Raw genomic sequence first — 19,048 nt, forward strand, 5'->3', positions numbered from 1 at the left:
GGGCTATTGGTCTGATTGGTTCCCTGATCGCTACAATCTTGTTCAGTACCCGGCGAGCCTGGCGAAGGCCGCCACCACTTCCGGCGGCGCCTGCACCAGTTCGATCAGCACGCCCTCGCCGCCGATCGGGAATTCGTCGTTGCCCTTGGGGTGCAGGAAGCAGATGTCGAAGCCGGCGGCGCCCTTGCGGATGCCGCCCGGCGCGAAGCGCACGCCGTTGGCCGTGAGCCACTCCACGGCCTTGGGCAGATCGTCGATCCACAGGCCCACGTGATTCAGCGGCGTGGTGTGCACGGCGGGCTTCTTCTCCGGGTCCAGCGGCTGCATCAGATCCACTTCCATCTTGAAGGGGCCGCTGCCCATGGCGCAGATGTCCTCGTCGACGTTTTCCTTCTCGGAGACGAAGTTGCCGGTGACTTCCAGGCCGAGCTTGTCCACCCAGAGGGTCTTGAGTTTTTCCTTGGAGGGGCCGCCGATGGCGATCTGCTGGATGCCGAGGACCTTGAAGGGACGGGTCATGGTTTTTCCTTGTGACGATAAGCGATGAGAATCAGGGCCACGCCGAGGACGACCATCGGCAGGGACAGCCACTGCCCCATGCTGACGGCGTAGGAATGGCCGAAGATGCCGGCGTCCGGTTCGCGGAAATATTCGCCGAGCCAGCGGAACACACCGTAGCCGACGAGGAAGGCGCCGGACACGGCGCGCGCGGGGCGCGGCCGGGCGGCGTAGAACCAGAGGATCAGGAACAGCAGCAGACCCTCCATTCCCGCCTGATAGAGCTGGGAAGGGTGGCGCGGCTGGGCGTCCACGTGGGGGAAGACCATCGCCCAGGGCAGGCTCGGGTCCGCCACGCGGCCCCAGAGTTCGCCGTTGATGAAATTGCCGATGCGCCCGGCCAGCAACCCGGTGGGCACCAGCGGGGCGATGAAGTCGGTGACGGCCCAGAAGCCGCGCCCGGTCTTCCTGCCCCACAGCGCCATCGCCGCCAGCACGCCGAGAAAGCCGCCGTGGAAGCTCATGCCGCCTTTCCAGACGGCGAGAATCTCCGCGGGGTGGGCGAAATAGTAGCCGGGCTCGTAGAACAGCACCTGGCCCAGCCGTCCGCCGATGATCACCCCCAGCACGCCGTAGAACAGCAGATCGTCGATGTCCTGGTACGACCAGCCCGGCGCCAGCCCGCGCCGGATGCGGGTGCGGCCGAGAACGACGAACAGGACGAAGCCCGCGAGGTACATCAGGCCGTACCAGTGGACGGCGAGCGGCCCCAGGCGCACGGCGACGGGATCGATGGCGGGAAAGGTCAGCATTGGCGTGGAATCGCGAATTGAAACGGCCAGTCAAACATACGTGCGCGGGAACCGGGATGGAGAGAGCTTAGGACGAGCTTTTCCGCCGCGTCGTCCCGAAGGATGGCGAAGGGATGGAATGCCGAAAAAGCTTTTCCGCCGCGCCGCCGCAAGGAAAAGCGGCACGCGGCGAAGCCGCAACGCATCGGTGTCGCCACAGCGTTCCCCGTAACTTCGAGCGCAGCGAGCAAATGAGAACCCCCCGGAGGGGGGCGAAGGGGGGCGAGCCTTCTCACACCGGCAAGCCCCGCGGCTTGCGTTCGGCGCGGGCGAACAGGGCGTCGTAGAGCGCGTCGGGCAGCAGGCGCAGCAGCCGGGCGGCGATCGCCATCTGCCAGGGCAGCACCGCGTAGCTCGGGCCGCGCCGGATGATGCGGGCCATGCGCCGGGCGGCGGCCTCGGCCGACAGCATGAAGGGCATCGGGTACTGATTCACCGCCGTCATCGGCGTTTCGATGTAGCCGGGGGCGATCGTCACCACCTTGATGCCGCTGCCGTACAGTTCGACGCGCAGGCTTTCCAGGTAGGCGATCGCCGCCGCCTTGGAGGCGCAGTAGGCGCCGGCACCGGGCAGGCCGCGGATGCCGGCCACCGAGGCGATGCCGACCAGGCGGCCGCGGCCGCTCTTGCGCATCGGTTCGACGAAGGGGTGGAAGGTGTTGACCATGCCCTGCACATTGACCGCGAGGATGCGGGAAAACACCGCCAGATCCTCGTCGGCCTCGGTCAGGGTGCCGGCGGAGACGCCGGCGTTGGCGATGACGATGTCGGGCACGCCGGCCCGCTGCATGAAGTCGCCGGCGGCATGGGCCAGCGCCGCCGCGTCGGTCACGTCCAGGGGGTAGATGAAGATTCGTCCGGGCAGTGTGGCGGCCAGCGTCCGCAGGGCGTCGCCGCTGCGCGCCACCAGCCCCAGGCAGGCGCCGCTGGCGGCGTAATGCCGCGCCAGGGCGGCGCCGATGCCGGAGGACGCCCCGGTGATCCAGACCCGAGGCGCGCACGCCACCTTATTTGCGTCCCTGTTCGGCGCGCGCCTTGGCCACCAGGCCATTCATCACGGCCTGGAAGCGTTCGGGCGACATCTCGGCCGGTTCGATCAGGCGGTAGCGGCCGCCCACCACCACGGCCGGCACGGCATCGATGCGGTGGCCCGCGTTCAACTGCTCCGCCTGCTTCACCTTGGACAGGACGGTGAAGGAGTTGTAGATGTCGGTGAATTTCTTCGCATCCACGCCTTTCTTGCCCAGCCATTCGGCGAAGCCGGCTTCACGGATGGGGTGCAGTTCCCGGCTTTCATGGATGGCGCTGAAGATCTGGGCGCGCAGCTTGTCCTCCAGGCCCATCGCGTCCAGCGCGTAGAACAGTTTGGCGCCCGGCAGCCAGGGGCGCGCGGCGCCGGGCACACGGCGGAAGCCGACGTCCTTGGGCAGGGTCTTCAGCCACTGGTTGAGGGCGCCCTCGAAATGAAAGCAATGGGGGCAGCCGTACCAGAAGAATTCGGTCACTTCGATCTTGCCCGGACTCTCGGTGGCCTGCGGCGGGTTGAGCGTCACGTAGTCCTTGCCTTCCACCGGATCGGCCGCCAGGGCGAGCGTGGCCGTGGTCAGGAACAGGGCTGCGAGGAGAGACTTGAGAAAGCGCATGGATGACTCCTGGTTATTGTTTGCCGGACTTGGCTTCGGCCCGGCTTTCCGCTTTAGGTTCCGCGGCGGCGGCGTTATCGGCGGCGGCGGCGGCCTTGACCACGGTGGCCTGGACGCCGCCTTGAGCCAGCTGGTTGCGGACCCGGTTCATCTCCTCCGGCGTGGCGAAGGGGCCGATCCGCACCCGGTGCAGGGTGCCCTTGTCGGCGACGTTCACCTGCTGCACGCTGGCCTCGACCCCCATCAGGGCCAGCTTGGCCTTGAGGTTGTCGGCGTCGGCGGGTTTCTGGAAGGCGCCGGCCTGCAGGAGGAATTGGGGGGATTGGGCCGCCGGCGCCGTGGCGCGCGGCTCGCCGTCCGCCGCGGGCGGCGTTGCGCCGGGCGCCGCGCCTTCCTGGCCGCCGGGCAGGATCTTGTAGAACTCGAAACGGGGCTTCTCGGTCACCTTGTCGCCGGGTTTGCCGGGCAGCGGCAGCGGCGCCTGGGAGGATTCGGCTTGGGAGGCGGCGGCCGGCTCCTCGGCGCGGTGGGCGCGTTCCTGGAACGGCAGCGGGGCGCGGTTCAGGTACCAGACCAGGCCGAAGGCGATCGCCACGCCGATCACCAGGCCGATGAACATGCCGAGCAGGGTGTTGCCGCGGCTTTTCTGTTGCGGCCTGTTGTTGTGGTTGCGGGGTTTGCCGTCGCGTGTCATGTCACATGTTCTCCGGGGCGGAAACGCCCAATAGACGCAAGCCGTTGGCCAGCACCTGGCGCACCGCCTGGGCCAGCGCCAGGCGCGCCAGTTTCTGGGATTCGTCGTCCACCAGCAGGCGCTCGGCGTTGTACCAGCTGTGGAATTCGCCGGCCAGGTCCTTCAGGTAGAAGGCCAGGGAATGGGGGGCGTAGTCGCGCGCGGCGACTTCGATCAGGCCGGAGAACTCGCGCAGCCGGGCACACAGCGCCAGTTCCCGTTCGCTCTCCAGCGGCGCCAGGTCGACGCCGGCCAGGGTCGCCGGTGCGCCGCCCCACTGGCCGAGCACCGAGCAGATGCGGGCGTGGGCGTACTGGACGTAATACACCGGGTTGTCGTTGGACTGCGACTTGGCCAGTTCCAGGTCGAAGTCCAGCGACTGGTCCTGCTTCCTCAGCATGTAGAAGAAGCGGCAGGCGTCGTTGCCGACCTCGTCGCGCACCTGGCGCAGGGTGACGTATTCGCCGGCGCGGGTGGACATCGAGGCCTTGACGCCGTTCCTGAGCAGGGAGACGAACTGGATCAGGGTCACGTCGAGCGCGCCGTCGTCCTGGCCCATGGCCTTGAGGGCGCCGCGCACGCGGGGGATGTAGCCGTGGTGGTCGGCGCCCCAGACGTCCACCACCCGCTCGAAGCCGCGCTCGAATTTGTTCAGGTGGTAGGCGATGTCGGAGGCGAAGTAGGTGAAGAGGCCGTTGTCCCGTTGCGCCACGCGGTCCTTCTCGTCGCCGAAGGTGGTGGAGCGGAACCACTTGGCGCCGTCCTGCAGGTAGATGTGGCCCTTGTCTTCCAGCAGGGCCACCGCCTTCTGCACCAGGCCGGTGTCGTAGAGCGAGCGCTCGGAGAACCAGACGTCGAAATGGACGCCGAATTCCTCCAGGTCGGCGCGGCCGTCCGCCAGTTGCTCGGACAGCGCGTGCTGGTGGATGTAGTGCCAGTCCTCGCCCAGCAGATCCTTGCCGGCGGCGATCAGGCCGTCCAGATGGGCCTCGATGTCGGCTTCGGGCGCGGGCGCGGCGGCCAGCACGGCCTCGGCGGGGCGCACGTATTTGTCCTGATGGGCCCGCTTCACCTGCTCGGCCATTTCCCGCACGTAGCCGCCCTGATAGGCGTTGGGCGGGAAGGGCACCCGCTCGCCGAACAGTTCCAGATAGCGCAGCCAGGTGGACACGGCCAGGATGTCCATCTGCCGGCCGGCGTCGTTCACGTAGTATTCCCGGGTCACGTCGTAGCCGGCGAACGCCAGCAGCGAAGCCAGGCTGGCGCCGTAGGCGGCACCCCGGCCGTGGCCGACGTGGAGCGGCCCGGTGGGGTTGGCGGAAACGAACTCCACCTGGATCTTGCGGCGGCCGCCGACGGCGCTGCGGCCGAAGTCCAGGCCGCGTTCCAGCACTTCCTTCACCACCTGGGTCTTGGCGGCGGGCACCAGGGTGAAATTGATGAAACCGGCGCCCGCCAGCTCCACCTGCCGCACCCAGGGCGAGGCGGGCAACTCGCGCATCAGCCGCTCGGCGATCTGGCGCGGGTTGGCCTTCAGGGGCTTGGCCAACTGCATCGCCAGGTTGCTGGCGAAATCGCCATGGCTGGCCTGCTTGGGGCGCTCGATCAGGATTTCCGCGTCGACGTGGTCGGGCGCGACGCTGGCAAGGGCGGTGCGAAGCAGATCGCAAAGATGCAGTTTGGGGTCGAAAGACATAGGCGGGGGTGAAATCGTTGCCGGAAACATGGACTTGCGTTTCATTATAACGGCCGGCGGGATATGATTTCGCCCTTTGCCACGGCGGTTGCTGGCCTTTTCCACCGCCGGGTGTCATCCAGAAGACCGCTACCAAGGAGTTCGCCATGACCGCAGCCGCCGACCTGCATCCCGCCCTCGACACCAAGCTGTGCCGGATGACCGGCTGCAAGTACCCCATCGTCCAGTCGGCCATGGGCTGGGTGGCCACCGGCAGGCTCTGCGCCGCCACGGCCAACGCCGGCGCGCTGGGCTTCATCGGCTCGGCCACCATGGACCTGAAGCAGCTGGCGGAGGAGATCGCCTACGTCAAGGATCACACCGACCAGCCCTTCGGCGTGAATATGCGTTCCGATGCGCCGGACGCCGCCGAGCGGGTGCAGATGATCATCAAGTCCGGCGTCAAGGTGGCCGGCTTCGCGCTGGCGCCGAAGGAAAAACTGATCAAGACCCTGAAGGACGCCGGCGTCGCCTGCATCCCCTCGATCGGCGCCAAGCGCCACGCGGAAAAGGTGGCGTCCTGGGGCGCCGACGCGCTGATCGTCCAGGGCGGCGAAGGCGGCGGCCACACCGGCTCGATCGCCACCACGGTGCTGCTGCCGCAGATCGTCGACGCGGTGGACATCCCGGTGATCGCCGCCGGCGGCTTCTGCGACGGGCGCGGCCTGATGGCGGCCCTGTCCTTCGGCGCCGAGGGCATCGCGATGGGCACCCGCTTCCTGCTGACCAAGGAGTCGCCGGTGCCGGAGAACGTCAAGGCCATCTACATCAAGGCCGGCGTCGGCGACACGGTGGCCACCGACCAGGTCGACGGCCACCAGCACCGCATGATCCGCAACGGCTTCGTCGACAAGCTGCTGACCTCGCCGGGCTGGAAGAACGCGCTGCTGGCGCTGGGCAACGCCCTGAAGCTGCGCGGCCTGACCCACATGTCGCTGACCGACATGATGAAGCAGGGCTGGTCGATGCGCCGCGACCACGGCTACGGCCTGGCCCAGGTGGTGATGGCGGCCAACACCCCGGTCCTGCTGCGCACCACGATGGTGGAAGGCAAGACCGAATTCGGCATCCTGCCCGGCGGCCAGGTGATGGGCCTGATCAACGAGATCGAAAGCTGCGACGAGTTGATCCAGCGCGTCGTTGCCGAAGCCACCGCCATCCTCGACCGTTTCCAGCGCTAAAAATTGGCTCGCCCCCCTTCGCCCCCCGCCGGGGGGGTCGATAGGGCTCGCTGCGCTCGGATGTTTGGGGGTACTTCTTGGTGACACCGATAGGTTGCGGCTGGCGCCGCGTGCCGCTTTTCCTTGCGGCGGCGCGGCGGAAAAGCTGAGTTTTAGAGGAGAGACGTGGTGGAACTCGCTGGTCTGGTTGTTTTCATCAGTGGCGGCGCGCGGGGTATCGGCGCGGCCTGCGCCCGGCGCTGCGTCGAGGAGGGCGCGCGGGTGATGATCGCCGACCGCCGTGCCGAGGAAGGCCAGGCCCTGGCCGACAGCCTCAACGCCGGCCACCCGGACTGTGCCGCCAGCGTCGCCCTGGACGTGGCCGACGAGGTTGCCTGGGAAGCCGCCATGGCCGCGACCGAGGCCCGCTTCGGCCGCCTGGACGGGCTGGTCAACAGCGCCGGCATCATCCGCAACCTGCCTTTCGAGAAGCTGGATGCGGAAACCTTCCGCAAGGTGCTGGACGTCAACCTGACCGGCACCTTCCTCGGCATGAAGGCGGCGCTGCCGGCCTTGAAGCGGACCGGGGGCGGCGCGATCGTGAATTTCTCCTCGGTGCAGGGGATGGAAGGGCGCGAGGGGCTGATGGCCTATTCGGCTTCGAAGTTCGGCATCCGGGCGCTGACCAGGACCGCGGCGATCGAGCTCGGCCCGCTGGGCATCCGCGTCAATACCGTGCTGCCGGGACCGACCAGGACCAGCATGACCGAGCGCCCCGGCTGGAGCGACGCCGACTATGACGCGGCCTACGGCAACTATCCGCTGGGCCGCATGGCCGCCGCTTCGGAAGTGGCGGAACTGGTGCTGTTCCTGCTCTCGGCGCGGGCCTCGTTCTGCACCGGCGGCGACTATCCGGTGGATGGCGGGATGCTGGCCGGCAAGCCGCGCAACGTCATGCCGGCGAGCCCTCGTTGAACGCCGGCCGCACCATGGACGCGCCGTGCATCAGCTATCGGGTGGAGGTGCCGGCGGAGTGGATCGACGTCAACGGCCACATGAACGCCACCCGCTACCACCTGGTGGTGTATGAGGCCCATTACCGCTTCACCCAGGCGATCGGCCTGGGCGACGATTACGTGGCGCGGACCCACTGCGGCAAGGCGGTGCTGGAATCCCACATGCGCTTCGAGCATGAAGTGTCCCTCGGCGACCGCCTGGAGGTCCGCTCCTGGCTGCTGGCGGTGGATGCGAAACGGCTGCATTTCTTCCACGAGGTGATGAACCTGACCACGGGCCGGCGCGCCGCCGCCGGCGAGCAGGTGGATATTCATATCGACCTGCTGGCGCGGAAATCCGCGCCTTTCCCGGCGACGGCATACGCCGAACTCCAGGGTATCGTGCGCGCCCATCTGGCCCTGCCCGCGCCGCCCGGGGTCGGCAGCCGGATCAGGCCACCGCGCAATGACTGGATGGATTGCCCGGCGCAAATCTGAGCGGCGCCGGTAGGTTGCAGGTACGCTGCGGGCGTCGGCTGTCGCCCGTCGCGGCGAGCTTCAATCGTCGTGCCGGTGGAGGTGGCCGTGGCGTCCGCCCCGGTCGTTCTTGTCCTGCCGGTGCCGTGGCGGCGGCAGGACTTGCTCCACTTGCGCGCATGGCCGGGCGGCCCGACGGAAAAGCCCGTTTTTCACGCTGCCCGACAACGGTCCCCCGATTCCCCGGTTCCCCGGCAACCGGTCCTACATCTCGAACCAGCCGCGGGCCTCGGGCTGGAACACGATTTCCTTCACGCGCAGCCGCTTGACCGCGCCGTTGGGCAGTTCATAGGCCACCGTTTCGCCCAGGCCCGCACCCAGCAGCGCGCTGCCGATGGGCGAGAGCACCGACACCTGGCCCTTGCCGGGGTCGGCATCCTCGGGATAGGCCAGCGTGAGTTGCAGCGGCTTGCCGGAGTCCGCATCTTCGCAAACCAGGCTGGAATTCATGGTGACGATATCGGGTGGAACTTCCCGAGGCTCGACGACGTGGGCCTGGCCGAGCTTGTCGCGCAGGTTGTCGACGTGGTCGTGGTCGATGTCGCCCATCTGCGCCAGCAATCGCTGCAGGCGCGCGAGGTCGAGTTCGGTGATCTGAAGGTTCGGGCTTTGTTGCATGAGCATGTCTTTCTCCTTGCCGGATGAAAACGGGTTACCGCGTGGCGTGACGCAGGCTGCGAGGGAGAGCCCGGCGCTTTGGTTCCAGTGACGAGAGCCTAGGACAAGGCGGACTGGAACTCGTGGCAGCGCCGGGCGTAGAAAAGACAGGCGAGATTTGCGCCCTGCCACCCACGCCGCAATCGCCGTCCGGGGGCCGGCGGCGATTGGGGGGAAATGGAAACGGTGACTTCCATGGCAAGAGGACAGGGCTGGCTAGGCTGAAATACTGAAGATGGGAAACGACATATTAGACCAGAAGGTCCATGCCAGGTTCCATTCCTACCAGACGAAAAACACCTGGAACCACACCGCGCCCAGCAGCAGCGGGGCGGCGGTGAACAGCAAGACGGCCGCGGCGCGGCGCGGCAGCGGCAACGGGCGCAGCAGTGCCCAGGCCAGCCCGCTGGCGCCGCCGGCGCCCAGGGAGAACAGGGTGATGCGGAAGGCGGGTAGCCAGCCCAGGGGCAGGTGTTCGGCCTTCAAGTGGCTGACCGTCAGCATCGACAGGCCCAGCACCACGCTCGCCGCCGCCAGGGGCACCAGGGCCAGGCTCAGGCGGCGGAAGCCGGGACCGGCGGCGCCGGCCAGCCGGGCGGCGCCGGCCACGATCAGGGCAAGCGCGGCGCCCAGCAGTGCGCCGCCACCCAGCAGGTAGGCGAGGATCAGGAGGCCGTCGAGCCAGGTGAATACGTCGCCCAGCGCCGGCATGTGGGTCAGCAGCCACCAGGGCGCGTCGTCGCCGAGCAGCGCCTCGTGGCCATGGTCGAGCAGCCATTCCGCGACGCGCAGCTTGACCTGGACATACCAGGGGCTGGACGACCACTGGAAGGCGGCGGTCGCCACGCCCAGCACGCCGAACAGCAGCGTCAGCACTTCGCCCCAGCGCGGCGGCGCGGCCTGGTCGAGGATTTCGCGCCAGGGTGCGCGCCAGGCAAGCCGCACGGCGTCGCGATGGCCGCTGCAGCGGCCGCAGGCGTGACAGTCGGAGGCGCTTTTCATGCGCCGGATATCCACCAGCGGCGCGCAGTCCACGCGCCGTCCGCCGGGCGCCGCGTCCCAGGCCGCCCGGTCCACCCGGTAGTGGAGCGGCGCGATCTTCGCCAGCAGGGCGAAGACGCCGTTGGCCGGACACAGATGGCGGCACCAGACGCGCTTGCCCTTGCCATACACCAGCGCCACGGCGACGGCCGCCACGGTGGAGCCGCCCAGCACCAGCAGCGCGGGCCGTGGATACTCGTACACGCTGACCAGCTGGCCGTAGACGGTGGTGCCGAGAAAGGCGAGCAAGGGCCAGCCGCCCCATTTCATCCAGCCCGGCACCGGCTTGCCCAGGCCGCGGCGGCTGGCCCATTCCGACAGCGCGCCTTCCGGGCAGAACAGGCCGCACCAGACCCGGCCCAGGCTGGCCGTGGCGATCATCACCCCCGGCCACCACAGGCCCCAGAAGGCGAACTGGGCGAAGCGGGTGAGGTTGTTCCAGATGTGGGCCGCATCGTCCGGCAGCGGCAGGAAGGCGGGTACCGCCACCAGGAACAGATAGCCGAGCACCACCAGCCATTGCAACGCCATGATCAGGTCGCGCCGGCGCGCCAGGAAGTCGCCCAGGCGCGCCAGGCGCCCCTGGCGGTCCCGCGGAGCGGGATGGAGGGTGACGATGCGGCGCGCTGGCGCGACGGGAGGCAATCCGGTCATGAGCGTCCAGCGGTGGGTCGGCCGTGGGCGGTCAGCGGGCCAGAAGCTGGCCCTGGGCGGTCTTGGGGTGGAACTCGCCGAAGAAGGGATAGCTGCCGGGTTTCAGCGGCTGGAAGATGAGAAAGCTCTCGACCCCTTCGGCCAGCACCTTTTCCTTGTTCAAGATCTGACTCTCGAATTCCTCGGGACCGGGGCCTTCGTTCTTGATCAGCAGACGGAACTTGGTGTTGGCCGGCACTTCCAGGGTTTCCGGATGAAAGCGGCCGTCGCGGATGGTCAGGCGCAGCGTCGGCAGATCGGCGGCCGGCACCGCGCCCGAGAGGACGCCCAGGAGCAGGGCGGCGCACAGTTGCAACAGGGTTTTCATGGCGGGAATCTCAGAATGTGATCTGGGCGCGTAGACCGACGATCGATGCGTTGCGGGCGTCGGGATTGGCGCCCAGCTTCCAAATGTACTGGAAGTCGGGCGAGAGTTCGAACTGTTTGGTGATCCGGTAGCGGTAATAGATCTCGGCCACTTTCTCGGCGCCGACCGGCGTGAAGGTGAACACGCCGGTGCCGTCGCCGTTCAGGTCGCCGCTGCCGCCGGCGGTGCGATAGTCGTCGCTGGCCCGCAGCCAGGCGCCGGCCACGCCCAGGGCATCGCCGCCGCGATCCCAATAGGAACCGCTCAGTTCGGCGCCCAGCGTCAGGGCCCGGTCGAAGCTCACGCGGCCCTTGGTCTGCTGGCCGTAGCGGCCGAAGACGGTGACGCCGTCGCCCAGCCGCTGGTCGGCGGAGACGCCCCAGCCGGCCTGCTGCGTCAGGCTGCCGTCGAGTTCCAGGCCCTGGCCGTTGCGCCACAGGTAGGCCCGGTAATTGCCGGTCAGCCCGCCGAAGAATTTCATCGAGGCTTCGAGCTGCGCCATGAACAGCGGCGAGGAGAAATAGCGCTGATAGTTGGCGCCGCGCCGGGTGCCGAAGATGCCGGCCGAGACGCGCCAGGTCTCCGGCTTGGCGCTCCAGTCGTAGTAGGAGGCGACGATGCCGGGCTGGAAGCCGTTGGCGTCGACGCCGATCTGGCCGCCCGCGTCCAGCATCGGGTTATGGACGAAGACGGAGTTCAGGAACTGGCGCGATTCGTCGCCGGCGGCCGCGTTCTGGTCGAAGAAGCCGAACAGGTCCATCTTGCCGAAGGTCAGCTCCAGGGTCTCCCGCGAGCGGGGCTTGAAGCCGCCGAAGGGCAGGGGGATGCTGGCCTGGTACCAGGCCTGGCCGAGGATCGCCACCGAATCGTCGGGGCTGGCGCCGCTGGCGCGGAAGGCCACCGCGTTGGGGGCGCTGGCGAAGGCGCCGAGATTGGAGAACGGTCCATTCAGCCCCAGTCCCTGGCCGAGGCGGAAATGGGCGAAAAGTTTCTGCTCCACGTCGCCGATCGATTCGAGCGGCAGTTCGGCGGTGACGTCGGCCCGGTAGTTGAGCTGGCTGTTGCCGTCCGCCGTCCCCCGCGGCAGGCCGCTCGGACGTTGGATCACGGTGGTGAGGCTGACGCCGACGGCCAGCCCGTCGAGGGCGTCGATCTTCTTCGACGCCTTCTTCATGTCCAGCGTGTCTTTCTCCACCGCCTTGAGGCGGGCGGTGATCTCGGGCTCCAGCTCACTGATGTTGTCGCTGTCCAGGCCCTGGTTCAAGCGGGTCTGCTGCTGCTCCAGGGCTTGCAGGCGCTGGCCCAGTTCGGCCGGCGGCTGGCCTTGCCGCACCTGCCGCTCCAGTTCGGCATTGCGCTGTTCCAGGCGATCCAGGCGCTCGGTGAGTTGCTGCACCAGCTTCAGCAGCTTTCCCTCGTCCCGGCCCGCCGGCGCGGCGGCGGCGGTGCCGCAGGCGAAGAGGGCGGCGGTGGCCAGGACGGTGGCGCGCAGCTTCAGTTTGCGGTCGACGGCCATCATGACTCAATACCCGCCTTTCTTGCCGATGCCGACGTAGGTGAATTCGAATTCCACGTCGAACGGCTTGAACCAGGGCCGCACGCCGGTGAGCCGGTCGGTGTGGCGGCCGAAATGGGCGTGGGGATTGGCGCTGGGCGGCAGGATGGTGTATTTGACGTGGTACTTGCCGGGCCCGAACAACTTCACGTTGTCGCCGTAATGGGGGCCGTCGTTGGCCACCATGGGCATGAAGTCGCCGGCGATCTTCTGGTTGCTGCCCTGCTTGGTCACTTCGTACTTGACCATCAGGTAGGGAATCCACGCCCCTTCCTCGAAGCCGTTCGGGTTGTTGGCCAGCGCGTGGATGTCGGCCTCCATGTGGATGTCCGATTCCTCGGCCTTGCGCATCATGCCGTCCGGCTCCATGGCGACGGCCTGCAGATAGACCGCGGCGATTTCCATGCCGTTGCGCTGCTGCGGGGTGCCGATCGGGTATTCGACGGCGGCGGCGGACAGGGCGGTGAGGCCCAGGGCGGCGGCCAGGACGAGGGTGCGCAGCGTCGGGAAAGCGGTCTGGATCATGGTGGGCTCCGTATCGAGAGTTGAGTGCCGACCGTGACGGCCGGAAAAGAGGTTCAATCTAATTGATAATTGTTATCAATTATAAGGACGGGTAATCTTTGCGTCAATCACCCGGGGCAACTTGCAGGCGCCGGCAATTGGGGTAGAGTTCGGCCTCTCCTTGCCTGACCGAACACCGTGCGCATTTTTCGTCTTCTCAAGATCATTCGCGTCAGCCTTGCTTTCGGCCTGGATCAGTTGATTCTCGAGCACGAACCGAGCGGCCGCCTGCTGAGGCTGGCGCGATGGCTGCTGTTCTGGCGCGATCTGTCCGCGCCCCGCGCCGTGCGTCTGCGCCAGGCCCTGGAGGCCCTGGGGCCGATCTTCGTCAAGTTCGGCCAGTTGCTGTCCACCCGCCGCGACCTGCTGCCGTCGGACATCGCCGATGAACTGGCCCGGCTGCAGGATCAGGTCCCGGCCTTTCCCTGGGAGCAGGCCCGCGCACGGTTGGAGGCCTGCTACGGCAAGCCGGTGGATCAGGTCTTCACCCGCTTCGAACAGGTGCCGGTGGCGTCTGCGTCGGTGGCCCAGGTCCACTTCGCCGAGTTGCCCGATGGCCGCGAGGTCGCGGTCAAGATCCTGCGTCCGGGCATCGAACGGGTGATCGACCACGACCTGGCGCTGCTGGATGCGGGCGCCCTGCTGCTGGAGCGGCTCTGGTCGGATGGCAAGCGCCTGCGGCCGCGCGAGGTGGTGGCGGAATTCGACAAGTACCTGCACGACGAACTGGATCTGATGCGCGAGGCCGCCAATTGCGCCCAGTTGCGGCGCAATTTCGCCCATTCGCCGCTGCTGCTGGTGCCCGAGGTGTATTGGGACTGGTGCGACGAGTCGGTGATGGCGATGGAGCGCATGCAGGGCGTTCCCATCTCCCAGGTGGAGACGCTGCGCGCCCGCGGCGTCGACATCCCGGCCCTGGCCCGGGCCGGGGTGGAAATATTCTTCACCCAGGTGTTCCGGGACGGCTTTTTCCACGCCGACATGCATCCGGGCAACGTCTTCGTCGCCACCGAGGGCGTCCACAAAGGCAAGTACATCGCCCTGGACTTCGGCATCGTCGGCACGCTGACCGCCACCGACCAGCATTATCTGGCGCAGAACTTCCTGGCGTTTTTCCGCCGCGACTACAAGCGGGTGGCCGAGGTTCACGTGGAGTCGGGCTGGGTGCCGCCGGATACCCGCATCGACGAGTTCGAGGCGGCGATCCGCGCCGTCTGCGAGCCGATCTTCGATCGGCCGCTGAAGGACATTTCCTTCGGCCGCGTGCTGTTGCGCCTGTTCCAGGCTTCGCGCCGCTTCAACGTGGTGATCCAGCCGCAACTGGTGCTGCTGCAAAAGACCCTGCTCAATATCGAGGGCCTGGGACGGCAACTGGACCCGGACCTGGACCTGTGGCAGACCGCCAAGCCCTTCCTGGAGCGCTGGATGCGGGAGCAGGTGGGTTGGCGCGGCCTGGTGCGCAACCTGAAGCAGGAGGCGCCGCAATGGGCGTCCCTGCTGCCGGCCCTGCCGCGCCTGGCCCACCAGGCGCTGGCGGCGGCGGAACGCAGCCGGGTGAGCGAGGAACTGGCCGCGCTGCGCGCCACCCAGGCCCGGCAGGGGCGCTGGCTCGCGCTGACGGCGATCTTACTGGCCCTGGTCCTGGCGCTGCTGCTGTTGCGGCACTGAATCCTCCCGCGCGGCGCCGCCCTCGCAGATGTGCTGGGCCCAGGTCAGCGCCTCGGCCTGGGCCGTCATCACCTGTTCCTGACTCAACTGCAGTTCGTCGGCGATGCGATTGACTTCGTCGAAATCGGCCTGTTCCAGGGCTTCGCACAGCAGGATCAGGTGGCCGAGGGGAGCCCGCCGCTCCACCAGGGCTTCGCACAATTCGTCGGCCAGGTTCAGGCGCTTCGCCACCTTCTCCATGGGCCAGCCCATCAGCACGTCGGCCAGGGACAGAAGACCCACCATGTAGGCCTCCTCCTGCAGCATGGTGGTGACGTGATGGGTGCGGTAGGTCAGCACGTATTCCATGAAGCGCGCCCTGCGCAGCGCCAGCTCCATCAGCGGCGAGGCGTGGCCCTCGCCGTGCAGCACGTAGAGCAGCACCTGCAGCCAGCGGGTCAGTTGCTTGCGGCCGAGGATGGAAAAGGCGTGCTTGATGCTGCGGATCGAGGTGGGCAGCGCGAAGGCCGATGAATTCACCAGGCGCAGCAAATGCACGGAGAGTACCGGATCGGCCTTGAAGGCTTCCTCCAGCACCCGGTCGTCCTTGTCGCCGGCCAGCTTGGAAAGCAGGTCCAGCACCGCCATTTTCTGGGGGTCGGCGCGCTTGCCGGCGATCTCGGTGCGGCGCGCGAAATGGTAGCCCTGGAACAGGTGAAAGCCCTTGCGCTTGAGCGCCTCGAATTGCTCGGGCTGGTCCACGCCGCGGGCGTAGAGCTGCGCGCCCTGGCCCCAGGCTTCCATCACCAGATCGTCGATGCCGCCGCCGGCCACGGCGGCGGCGTCGAACTTGACCATGTCGGCCTGCGTGGCGGCGTCTCCCAGGCCGTCCCGGGCGCTTGCGCCGCCGCCCGAGAGGTCGATGACAATGCGAAAGCCCTTGGTCCGCAAGATCCGGCAGCGCTCGGCGCAGGCGTGCAGCGTGGCCAGGTCGATTTCCAGGGCGAAGCGGTCGGCCGGCAGCAGGTTGAGCAGATCGCTCGCCAGAAGCGCCGCCGAGGCGGGCACGAAGGCCCGCCGCAGGCGCAGCAAGTCGTCCAGACCCGAATGGATGAAGGCGCTCACCACGGCGTCGGCCATCATCGCCGGTTCCTCGGCGCCGTCCGCGCGCCGGTAGAGCAATTCGACGGCCACCGAGGCCTGGGCGGCGTTGAGGATGGGTTGGTAGGCGAAGCTGTAGCGGGTGCAATCCATGGGTGGCTGGCGGGCGGAAACGGGCGCAAAGACCATAATGACGCTGGCTATAATGCCGCATTTGTCCTGGCGCTGCATGATAACTGCGCCACATCGCGGGAATTGTCGATGCTGCTCTGGTTCGTCGCGCTGTATCTGTTGATTTCGGTCGGCATCGGCCTGTTCGCCGCCACCCGGGTCCATAACGTCAAGGATTTCGCCGTGGCCGGCCGCCACCTGCCGCTGCCGGTGGTGACCGCCACGGTGTTCGCCACCTGGTTCGGCGCCGAGGCGGTGTTCGGCGCCTCGGCCACCTTCGTCAAGGAGGGCTTGAGCGGCGTGGTGGCCGACCCCTTCGGCTCCTCGATGTGCCTGGTGCTGGCCGGTCTGTTCTTTTCCCGCTACCTCTACAAGCTCAACATCATCACCCTGGGCGACTTCTACCGGATGCGCTACAACCGCACCGTGGAAGTGATCACCACCCTGTGCATCGTCGCTTCCTATCTGGGCTGGGTGTCGGCCCAGATCAAGGCCCTGGGCCTGGTCCTCAACGTGGTCACCCAGGGGGCGCTGAGTCAGGAGGCCGGCATGATCCTGGGCGCGGCGGTGGTGCTCACCTACACCACGTTCGGCGGCATGCTGTCGGTGGCGGTGCTCGATTTCGTCCAGATGGCGGTGAGCATGGGCGGCCTGTTCTTCATCGCCTACGTGCTTGCCGGCAAGACCGGCGGCGCCGCGACCGTGATCGAACATGCCCACGCCGCCGGCAAGTTCGAGTTCTTCCCGCCGCCGGACCCGATACAGTGGCTGACCTTCATCGGCGCCTGGGTCACCATGATGCTGGGTTCGATTCCCCAGCAGGACGTGTTCCAGCGCATCACCTCGGCCAAGAGCGCCAGGGTCGCCGTCGGCGGCTCGGTGCTGGGGGCCTCGATCTATTTCTGCTTCACCTTCGTGCCGATGTTCATCGCCTATTCGGCCACCCTGATCGATCCGGCCCAGTACCTGCCGCTGCTCCAGTCCGACGCGCCCGCGGATTATCAGCGCGTGCTGCCGTTGCTGGTGATGAGCCAGACGCCGCTCTTCGCCCAGGTGATCTTCTTCGGCGCCGTGCTCTCGGCGATCATGAGCTGCTCCTCGGCGACGCTGCTGGCGCCTTCGGTCACCTTCGCCGAGAACATCGTCAAGGGTTTCTTTCCGCGTCTGAGCGACTGGCAGTTCCTGCGGGTGATGCGTCTCTCCATCGTGGGTTTCGCCTGCCTGGTGCTGCTGTTCGCCCTCAACACCAACGCCTCGATCTTCAAGATGGTGGAGAACGCCTACAAGATCACCCTCGCCGGCGCCTTCGTACCGCTGATCGCCGGTGCGCTGTGGCGGCGCGCCACCACTCAGGGCGCCCTGGCGGCGACGACGGGCGGGCTGACGTCCTGGCTGCTGCTGGAAGTCCTGCTGGGCGAGACCGTGCCGGTGCCGGCGCAGTTGATCGGCCTCGGCGTCAGCGCCGCCGGCATGGTGCTCGGCTCGCTGCTGCCGCAGTGGGTCGGCCGCCGGCCCGTCGGCCAGGACCCCCATGCCTTCCTGCATCACCATGCAGCCTCCCAGACCCACCATGCCGGAGAGCTGCCCCATCATCATGGATAGACCGCCGCGCGGGATCGCTCGATGAACACACACCACCGCATCACGGGACGCCACCGCCTCATGCTGTTGTTGGGAACGCTGCTGACGCTGGGCTTCCTGACCACCAGCCTGGGCAGCTATTTCGTTTCCAAGCGGGAAATCCACGACGCCATCGTCGACCGCGAACTGCCCCTGACCTCGGACACGGTGTATTCCGAGATCCAGAAGGATCTGGTCCGCCCCGTCTTCATTTCCTCGATGATGGCCAGCGACACCTTCCTGCGCGACTGGGTGCTCCATGGCGAAAAGGACGTGACGCTCATCACCAAGTACCTGAAAGAAGTGAAGTCGCGCTATGGCGCCTTCAGCAGCTTTTTCGTCGCGGACGGCTCGTCCACTTACTATCACGCGGGGGGCGTGTTGAAGAAGGTGCGCCCCGACGAGTATCGCGACATCTGGTATTACCGGGTACGGGCGATGAGCGAGCCCTATGAGATCAACGTGGACCTGGACATGGCCAACCGCGACACGATGACCATCTTCGTCAACTACCGGGTGCTCGACTATCAGGGCCGCTACCTGGGCGCCACCGGCGTCGGCCTGACGGTGGATGCGGTGCGCCATCTGCTCAGCGACTACCAGAAGCGCTACCAGCGCAGCGTCTATTTCGTCACCCAGACCGGCAAGGTCGTCCTCTTCGGCAGTCAGCCGCTCCCTGCCGACGACATCCATGCCGTGAGCGGATTGGGCGCCATCGCCGATCGAATTCTCGCCAATCCCGCCGGTTCCTACCAATACCGTCTCGATGGCCGCGACCATCTGCTCAACGTGCGCTACGTGCCGGAACTGAAGTGGTATCTGTTCGTGGAGAAGGTGGAGGACGACGCCCTCTCCAGCATCCGCCGCGCGCTGTACCTGAACCTCGCGGTCTGTGTCGGCGTCACCCTGCTGATCCTGGCCTTGACCGGCGTCACCCTGCGCCGCTATCAACAGCGTCTGGAGCAGATGGCCACCACCGACAAGCTCACCGGCCTCGCCAACCGCCAGACCGGCGAACTCCTGCTCGAACACGCCCTGGCGGACGCCCGGCGCAGCCAGGCGCCGCTGGCCGCGGTCCTGATCGACATCGACAATTTCAAGGACATCAACGACAGCCACGGCCACCTGGCCGGCGACCGGGTGCTGACGCGCACCGCCGAGCTGGTCGCCGCCAATCTGCGCGCCTCGGACCTGGCCTGCCGCTGGGGCGGCGAGGAGTTCCTGCTGCTGTTCAGGAATTGCGCCGGCGAACAGGCCCTGCTGCTGGCGGACAAATTGCGTTCCATCGTCGCCGTCGCGACCATCGATGTGGACGGCACGGCCGTGCATGTCACGCTCAGTGCCGGGGTCGCCCAATACGCGTCGCCCCAGACCGCCGAGCAGCTGGTCGGCCGCGCCGACCAGGCGCTCTACGCCGCCAAGCGCGGCGGCCGCAATCGCGCCATACTGCAAGCGAGCGCCACCGAATCCGGAGACTGAT

General features: G+C 67.4%; 18 protein-coding genes. 6 read left to right on the top strand and 12 right to left on the bottom strand.

Going from position 1 to position 19,048, the window contains the following annotated elements; all coding sequences use genetic code 11:
- Positions 1 to 42: 42 nt before the first annotated feature.
- The 6 genes from B9N43_RS13105 to argS all read right to left on the bottom strand — a co-directional run bounded on the left by B9N43_RS13105 (position 43) and on the right by argS (position 5,421).
- Entirely contained in the window at positions 43 to 519 is a 477-nt protein-coding gene (locus B9N43_RS13105; RefSeq protein WP_145842632.1) for a VOC family protein, read from the bottom strand.
- Positions 516 to 1,310, bottom strand: coding sequence for a prolipoprotein diacylglyceryl transferase (lgt, locus tag B9N43_RS13110; protein WP_145842634.1), 795 nt, complete (start codon positions 1,308 to 1,310; stop codon positions 516 to 518). Before lgt ends, B9N43_RS13105 begins: the two co-directional genes overlap by 4 nt.
- Positions 1,311 to 1,581: 271 nt before the next feature.
- A complete protein-coding gene (locus B9N43_RS13115) occupies positions 1,582 to 2,331 on the bottom strand; it encodes an SDR family oxidoreductase (protein ID WP_145843568.1) in 750 nt (249 codons plus the stop codon).
- Positions 2,332 to 2,356: 25 nt separating this feature from the next.
- Entirely contained in the window at positions 2,357 to 2,992 is a 636-nt protein-coding gene (locus tag B9N43_RS13120; RefSeq protein WP_145842635.1) for a thiol:disulfide interchange protein DsbA/DsbL, read from the bottom strand.
- A 13-nt stretch (positions 2,993 to 3,005) separates the two neighbouring features.
- Positions 3,006 to 3,686: an SPOR domain-containing protein gene (locus tag B9N43_RS13125; RefSeq protein WP_145842636.1), complete on the bottom strand. Its 681-nt coding sequence runs from the start codon at positions 3,684 to 3,686 to the stop codon at positions 3,006 to 3,008.
- Position 3,687: 1 nt separating this feature from the next.
- The gene (gene argS / locus B9N43_RS13130) at positions 3,688 to 5,421 is read right to left on the bottom strand and encodes an arginine--tRNA ligase (RefSeq protein ID WP_145842637.1); all 1,734 of its coding nucleotides are present in this window, start codon (positions 5,419 to 5,421) and stop codon (positions 3,688 to 3,690) included.
- Between the two features lie 146 nt (positions 5,422 to 5,567).
- On the opposite strand from argS, the gene B9N43_RS13135 reads away from it, so the two are divergent.
- The 3 genes from B9N43_RS13135 (at position 5,568) to B9N43_RS13145 (ending at position 8,113) form a co-directional block, all read left to right on the top strand.
- On the top strand, positions 5,568 to 6,641 hold the full coding sequence (locus B9N43_RS13135; protein ID WP_145842638.1) for an NAD(P)H-dependent flavin oxidoreductase: 1,074 nt from the start codon (positions 5,568 to 5,570) through the stop codon (positions 6,639 to 6,641).
- A 168-nt stretch (positions 6,642 to 6,809) separates the two neighbouring features.
- Positions 6,810 to 7,595: an SDR family NAD(P)-dependent oxidoreductase gene (locus tag B9N43_RS13140; RefSeq protein ID WP_222428731.1), complete on the top strand. Its 786-nt coding sequence runs from the start codon at positions 6,810 to 6,812 to the stop codon at positions 7,593 to 7,595.
- A complete protein-coding gene (locus B9N43_RS13145; RefSeq protein WP_145842640.1) occupies positions 7,592 to 8,113 on the top strand; it encodes a thioesterase family protein in 522 nt (173 codons plus the stop codon). The genes B9N43_RS13140 and B9N43_RS13145 overlap by 4 nt, the downstream gene beginning before the upstream one ends.
- A 243-nt stretch (positions 8,114 to 8,356) precedes the next feature.
- On the opposite strand, the gene rnk is transcribed toward B9N43_RS13145, so the two are convergent.
- The 5 genes from rnk to B9N43_RS13170 all read right to left on the bottom strand — a co-directional run bounded on the left by rnk (position 8,357) and on the right by B9N43_RS13170 (position 12,990).
- Positions 8,357 to 8,776: a nucleoside diphosphate kinase regulator gene (gene rnk, locus B9N43_RS13150; RefSeq protein ID WP_145842641.1), complete on the bottom strand. Its 420-nt coding sequence runs from the start codon at positions 8,774 to 8,776 to the stop codon at positions 8,357 to 8,359.
- A gap of 315 nt (positions 8,777 to 9,091) precedes the next feature.
- Positions 9,092 to 10,504 carry a 4Fe-4S binding protein gene (locus tag B9N43_RS13155; RefSeq protein ID WP_145842643.1) on the bottom strand — a complete coding sequence of 471 codons (1,413 nt, stop codon included), beginning with the start codon at positions 10,502 to 10,504 and terminating at the stop codon, positions 9,092 to 9,094.
- Positions 10,505 to 10,535: 31 nt separating this feature from the next.
- Positions 10,536 to 10,871: a cupredoxin domain-containing protein gene (locus tag B9N43_RS13160; RefSeq protein ID WP_145842644.1), complete on the bottom strand. Its 336-nt coding sequence runs from the start codon at positions 10,869 to 10,871 to the stop codon at positions 10,536 to 10,538.
- A gap of 10 nt (positions 10,872 to 10,881) precedes the next feature.
- Positions 10,882 to 12,429: a carbohydrate porin gene (locus tag B9N43_RS13165; protein WP_261379330.1), complete on the bottom strand. Its 1,548-nt coding sequence runs from the start codon at positions 12,427 to 12,429 to the stop codon at positions 10,882 to 10,884.
- A gap of 3 nt (positions 12,430 to 12,432) precedes the next feature.
- Positions 12,433 to 12,990, bottom strand: a complete 558-nt coding sequence (locus B9N43_RS13170; protein ID WP_145842645.1) for an iron transporter — start codon at positions 12,988 to 12,990, stop codon at positions 12,433 to 12,435.
- A 177-nt stretch (positions 12,991 to 13,167) separates the two neighbouring features.
- On the opposite strand from B9N43_RS13170, the gene ubiB reads away from it, so the two are divergent.
- Positions 13,168 to 14,697 (top strand): ubiquinone biosynthesis regulatory protein kinase UbiB, encoded by a 1,530-nt coding sequence (gene ubiB / locus B9N43_RS13175; RefSeq protein ID WP_145842646.1) that lies wholly within the window; start codon positions 13,168 to 13,170, stop codon positions 14,695 to 14,697.
- Here ubiB and B9N43_RS13180 read toward each other — a convergent pair.
- Positions 14,656 to 15,966: an EAL and HDOD domain-containing protein gene (locus B9N43_RS13180; RefSeq protein ID WP_186453823.1), complete on the bottom strand. Its 1,311-nt coding sequence runs from the start codon at positions 15,964 to 15,966 to the stop codon at positions 14,656 to 14,658. The two genes, ubiB and B9N43_RS13180, sit on opposite strands and share 42 nt — an antisense overlap.
- 72 nt (positions 15,967 to 16,038) lie before the next feature.
- On the opposite strand from B9N43_RS13180, the gene B9N43_RS13185 reads away from it, so the two are divergent.
- Positions 16,039 to 17,550, top strand: a complete 1,512-nt coding sequence (locus B9N43_RS13185; RefSeq protein ID WP_145842648.1) for a sodium:solute symporter family protein — start codon at positions 16,039 to 16,041, stop codon at positions 17,548 to 17,550.
- A gap of 21 nt (positions 17,551 to 17,571) precedes the next feature.
- Positions 17,572 to 19,047, top strand: coding sequence for a sensor domain-containing diguanylate cyclase (locus B9N43_RS13190; RefSeq protein WP_145842649.1), 1,476 nt, complete (start codon positions 17,572 to 17,574; stop codon positions 19,045 to 19,047).
- The last annotated feature ends 1 nt before the right edge of the window (position 19,048 follow it).

It is taken from the genome of Denitratisoma sp. DHT3 (genome assembly GCF_007833355.1).
In the GTDB taxonomy this organism is placed as follows: domain Bacteria; phylum Pseudomonadota; class Gammaproteobacteria; order Burkholderiales; family Rhodocyclaceae; genus Denitratisoma.

Bases quoted from the DNA above. Each gene is read 5' to 3' on its own strand.
- B9N43_RS13105 (WP_145842632.1), bottom strand. From the start codon at position 519: ATGACCCGTCCCTTCAAGGTCCTCGGCATCCAGCAGATCGCCATCGGC.
- lgt (WP_145842634.1), bottom strand. From the start codon at position 1,310: ATGCTGACCTTTCCCGCCATCGATCCCGTCGCCGTGCGCCTGGGGCCG.
- B9N43_RS13120 (WP_145842635.1), bottom strand. From the start codon at position 2,992: ATGCGCTTTCTCAAGTCTCTCCTCGCAGCCCTGTTCCTGACCACGGCC.
- B9N43_RS13125 (WP_145842636.1), bottom strand. From the start codon at position 3,686: ATGACACGCGACGGCAAACCCCGCAACCACAACAACAGGCCGCAACAG.
- argS (WP_145842637.1), bottom strand. From the start codon at position 5,421: ATGTCTTTCGACCCCAAACTGCATCTTTGCGATCTGCTTCGCACCGCC.
- B9N43_RS13135 (WP_145842638.1), top strand. From the start codon at position 5,568: ATGACCGCAGCCGCCGACCTGCATCCCGCCCTCGACACCAAGCTGTGC.
- rnk (WP_145842641.1), bottom strand. From the start codon at position 8,776: ATGCTCATGCAACAAAGCCCGAACCTTCAGATCACCGAACTCGACCTC.
- B9N43_RS13155 (WP_145842643.1), bottom strand. From the start codon at position 10,504: ATGACCGGATTGCCTCCCGTCGCGCCAGCGCGCCGCATCGTCACCCTC.
- B9N43_RS13160 (WP_145842644.1), bottom strand. From the start codon at position 10,871: ATGAAAACCCTGTTGCAACTGTGCGCCGCCCTGCTCCTGGGCGTCCTC.
- B9N43_RS13165 (WP_261379330.1), bottom strand. From the start codon at position 12,429: ATGATGGCCGTCGACCGCAAACTGAAGCTGCGCGCCACCGTCCTGGCC.
- B9N43_RS13170 (WP_145842645.1), bottom strand. From the start codon at position 12,990: ATGATCCAGACCGCTTTCCCGACGCTGCGCACCCTCGTCCTGGCCGCC.
- B9N43_RS13180 (WP_186453823.1), bottom strand. From the start codon at position 15,966: ATGGTCTTTGCGCCCGTTTCCGCCCGCCAGCCACCCATGGATTGCACC.
- B9N43_RS13185 (WP_145842648.1), top strand. From the start codon at position 16,039: ATGCTGCTCTGGTTCGTCGCGCTGTATCTGTTGATTTCGGTCGGCATC.
- B9N43_RS13190 (WP_145842649.1), top strand. From the start codon at position 17,572: ATGAACACACACCACCGCATCACGGGACGCCACCGCCTCATGCTGTTG.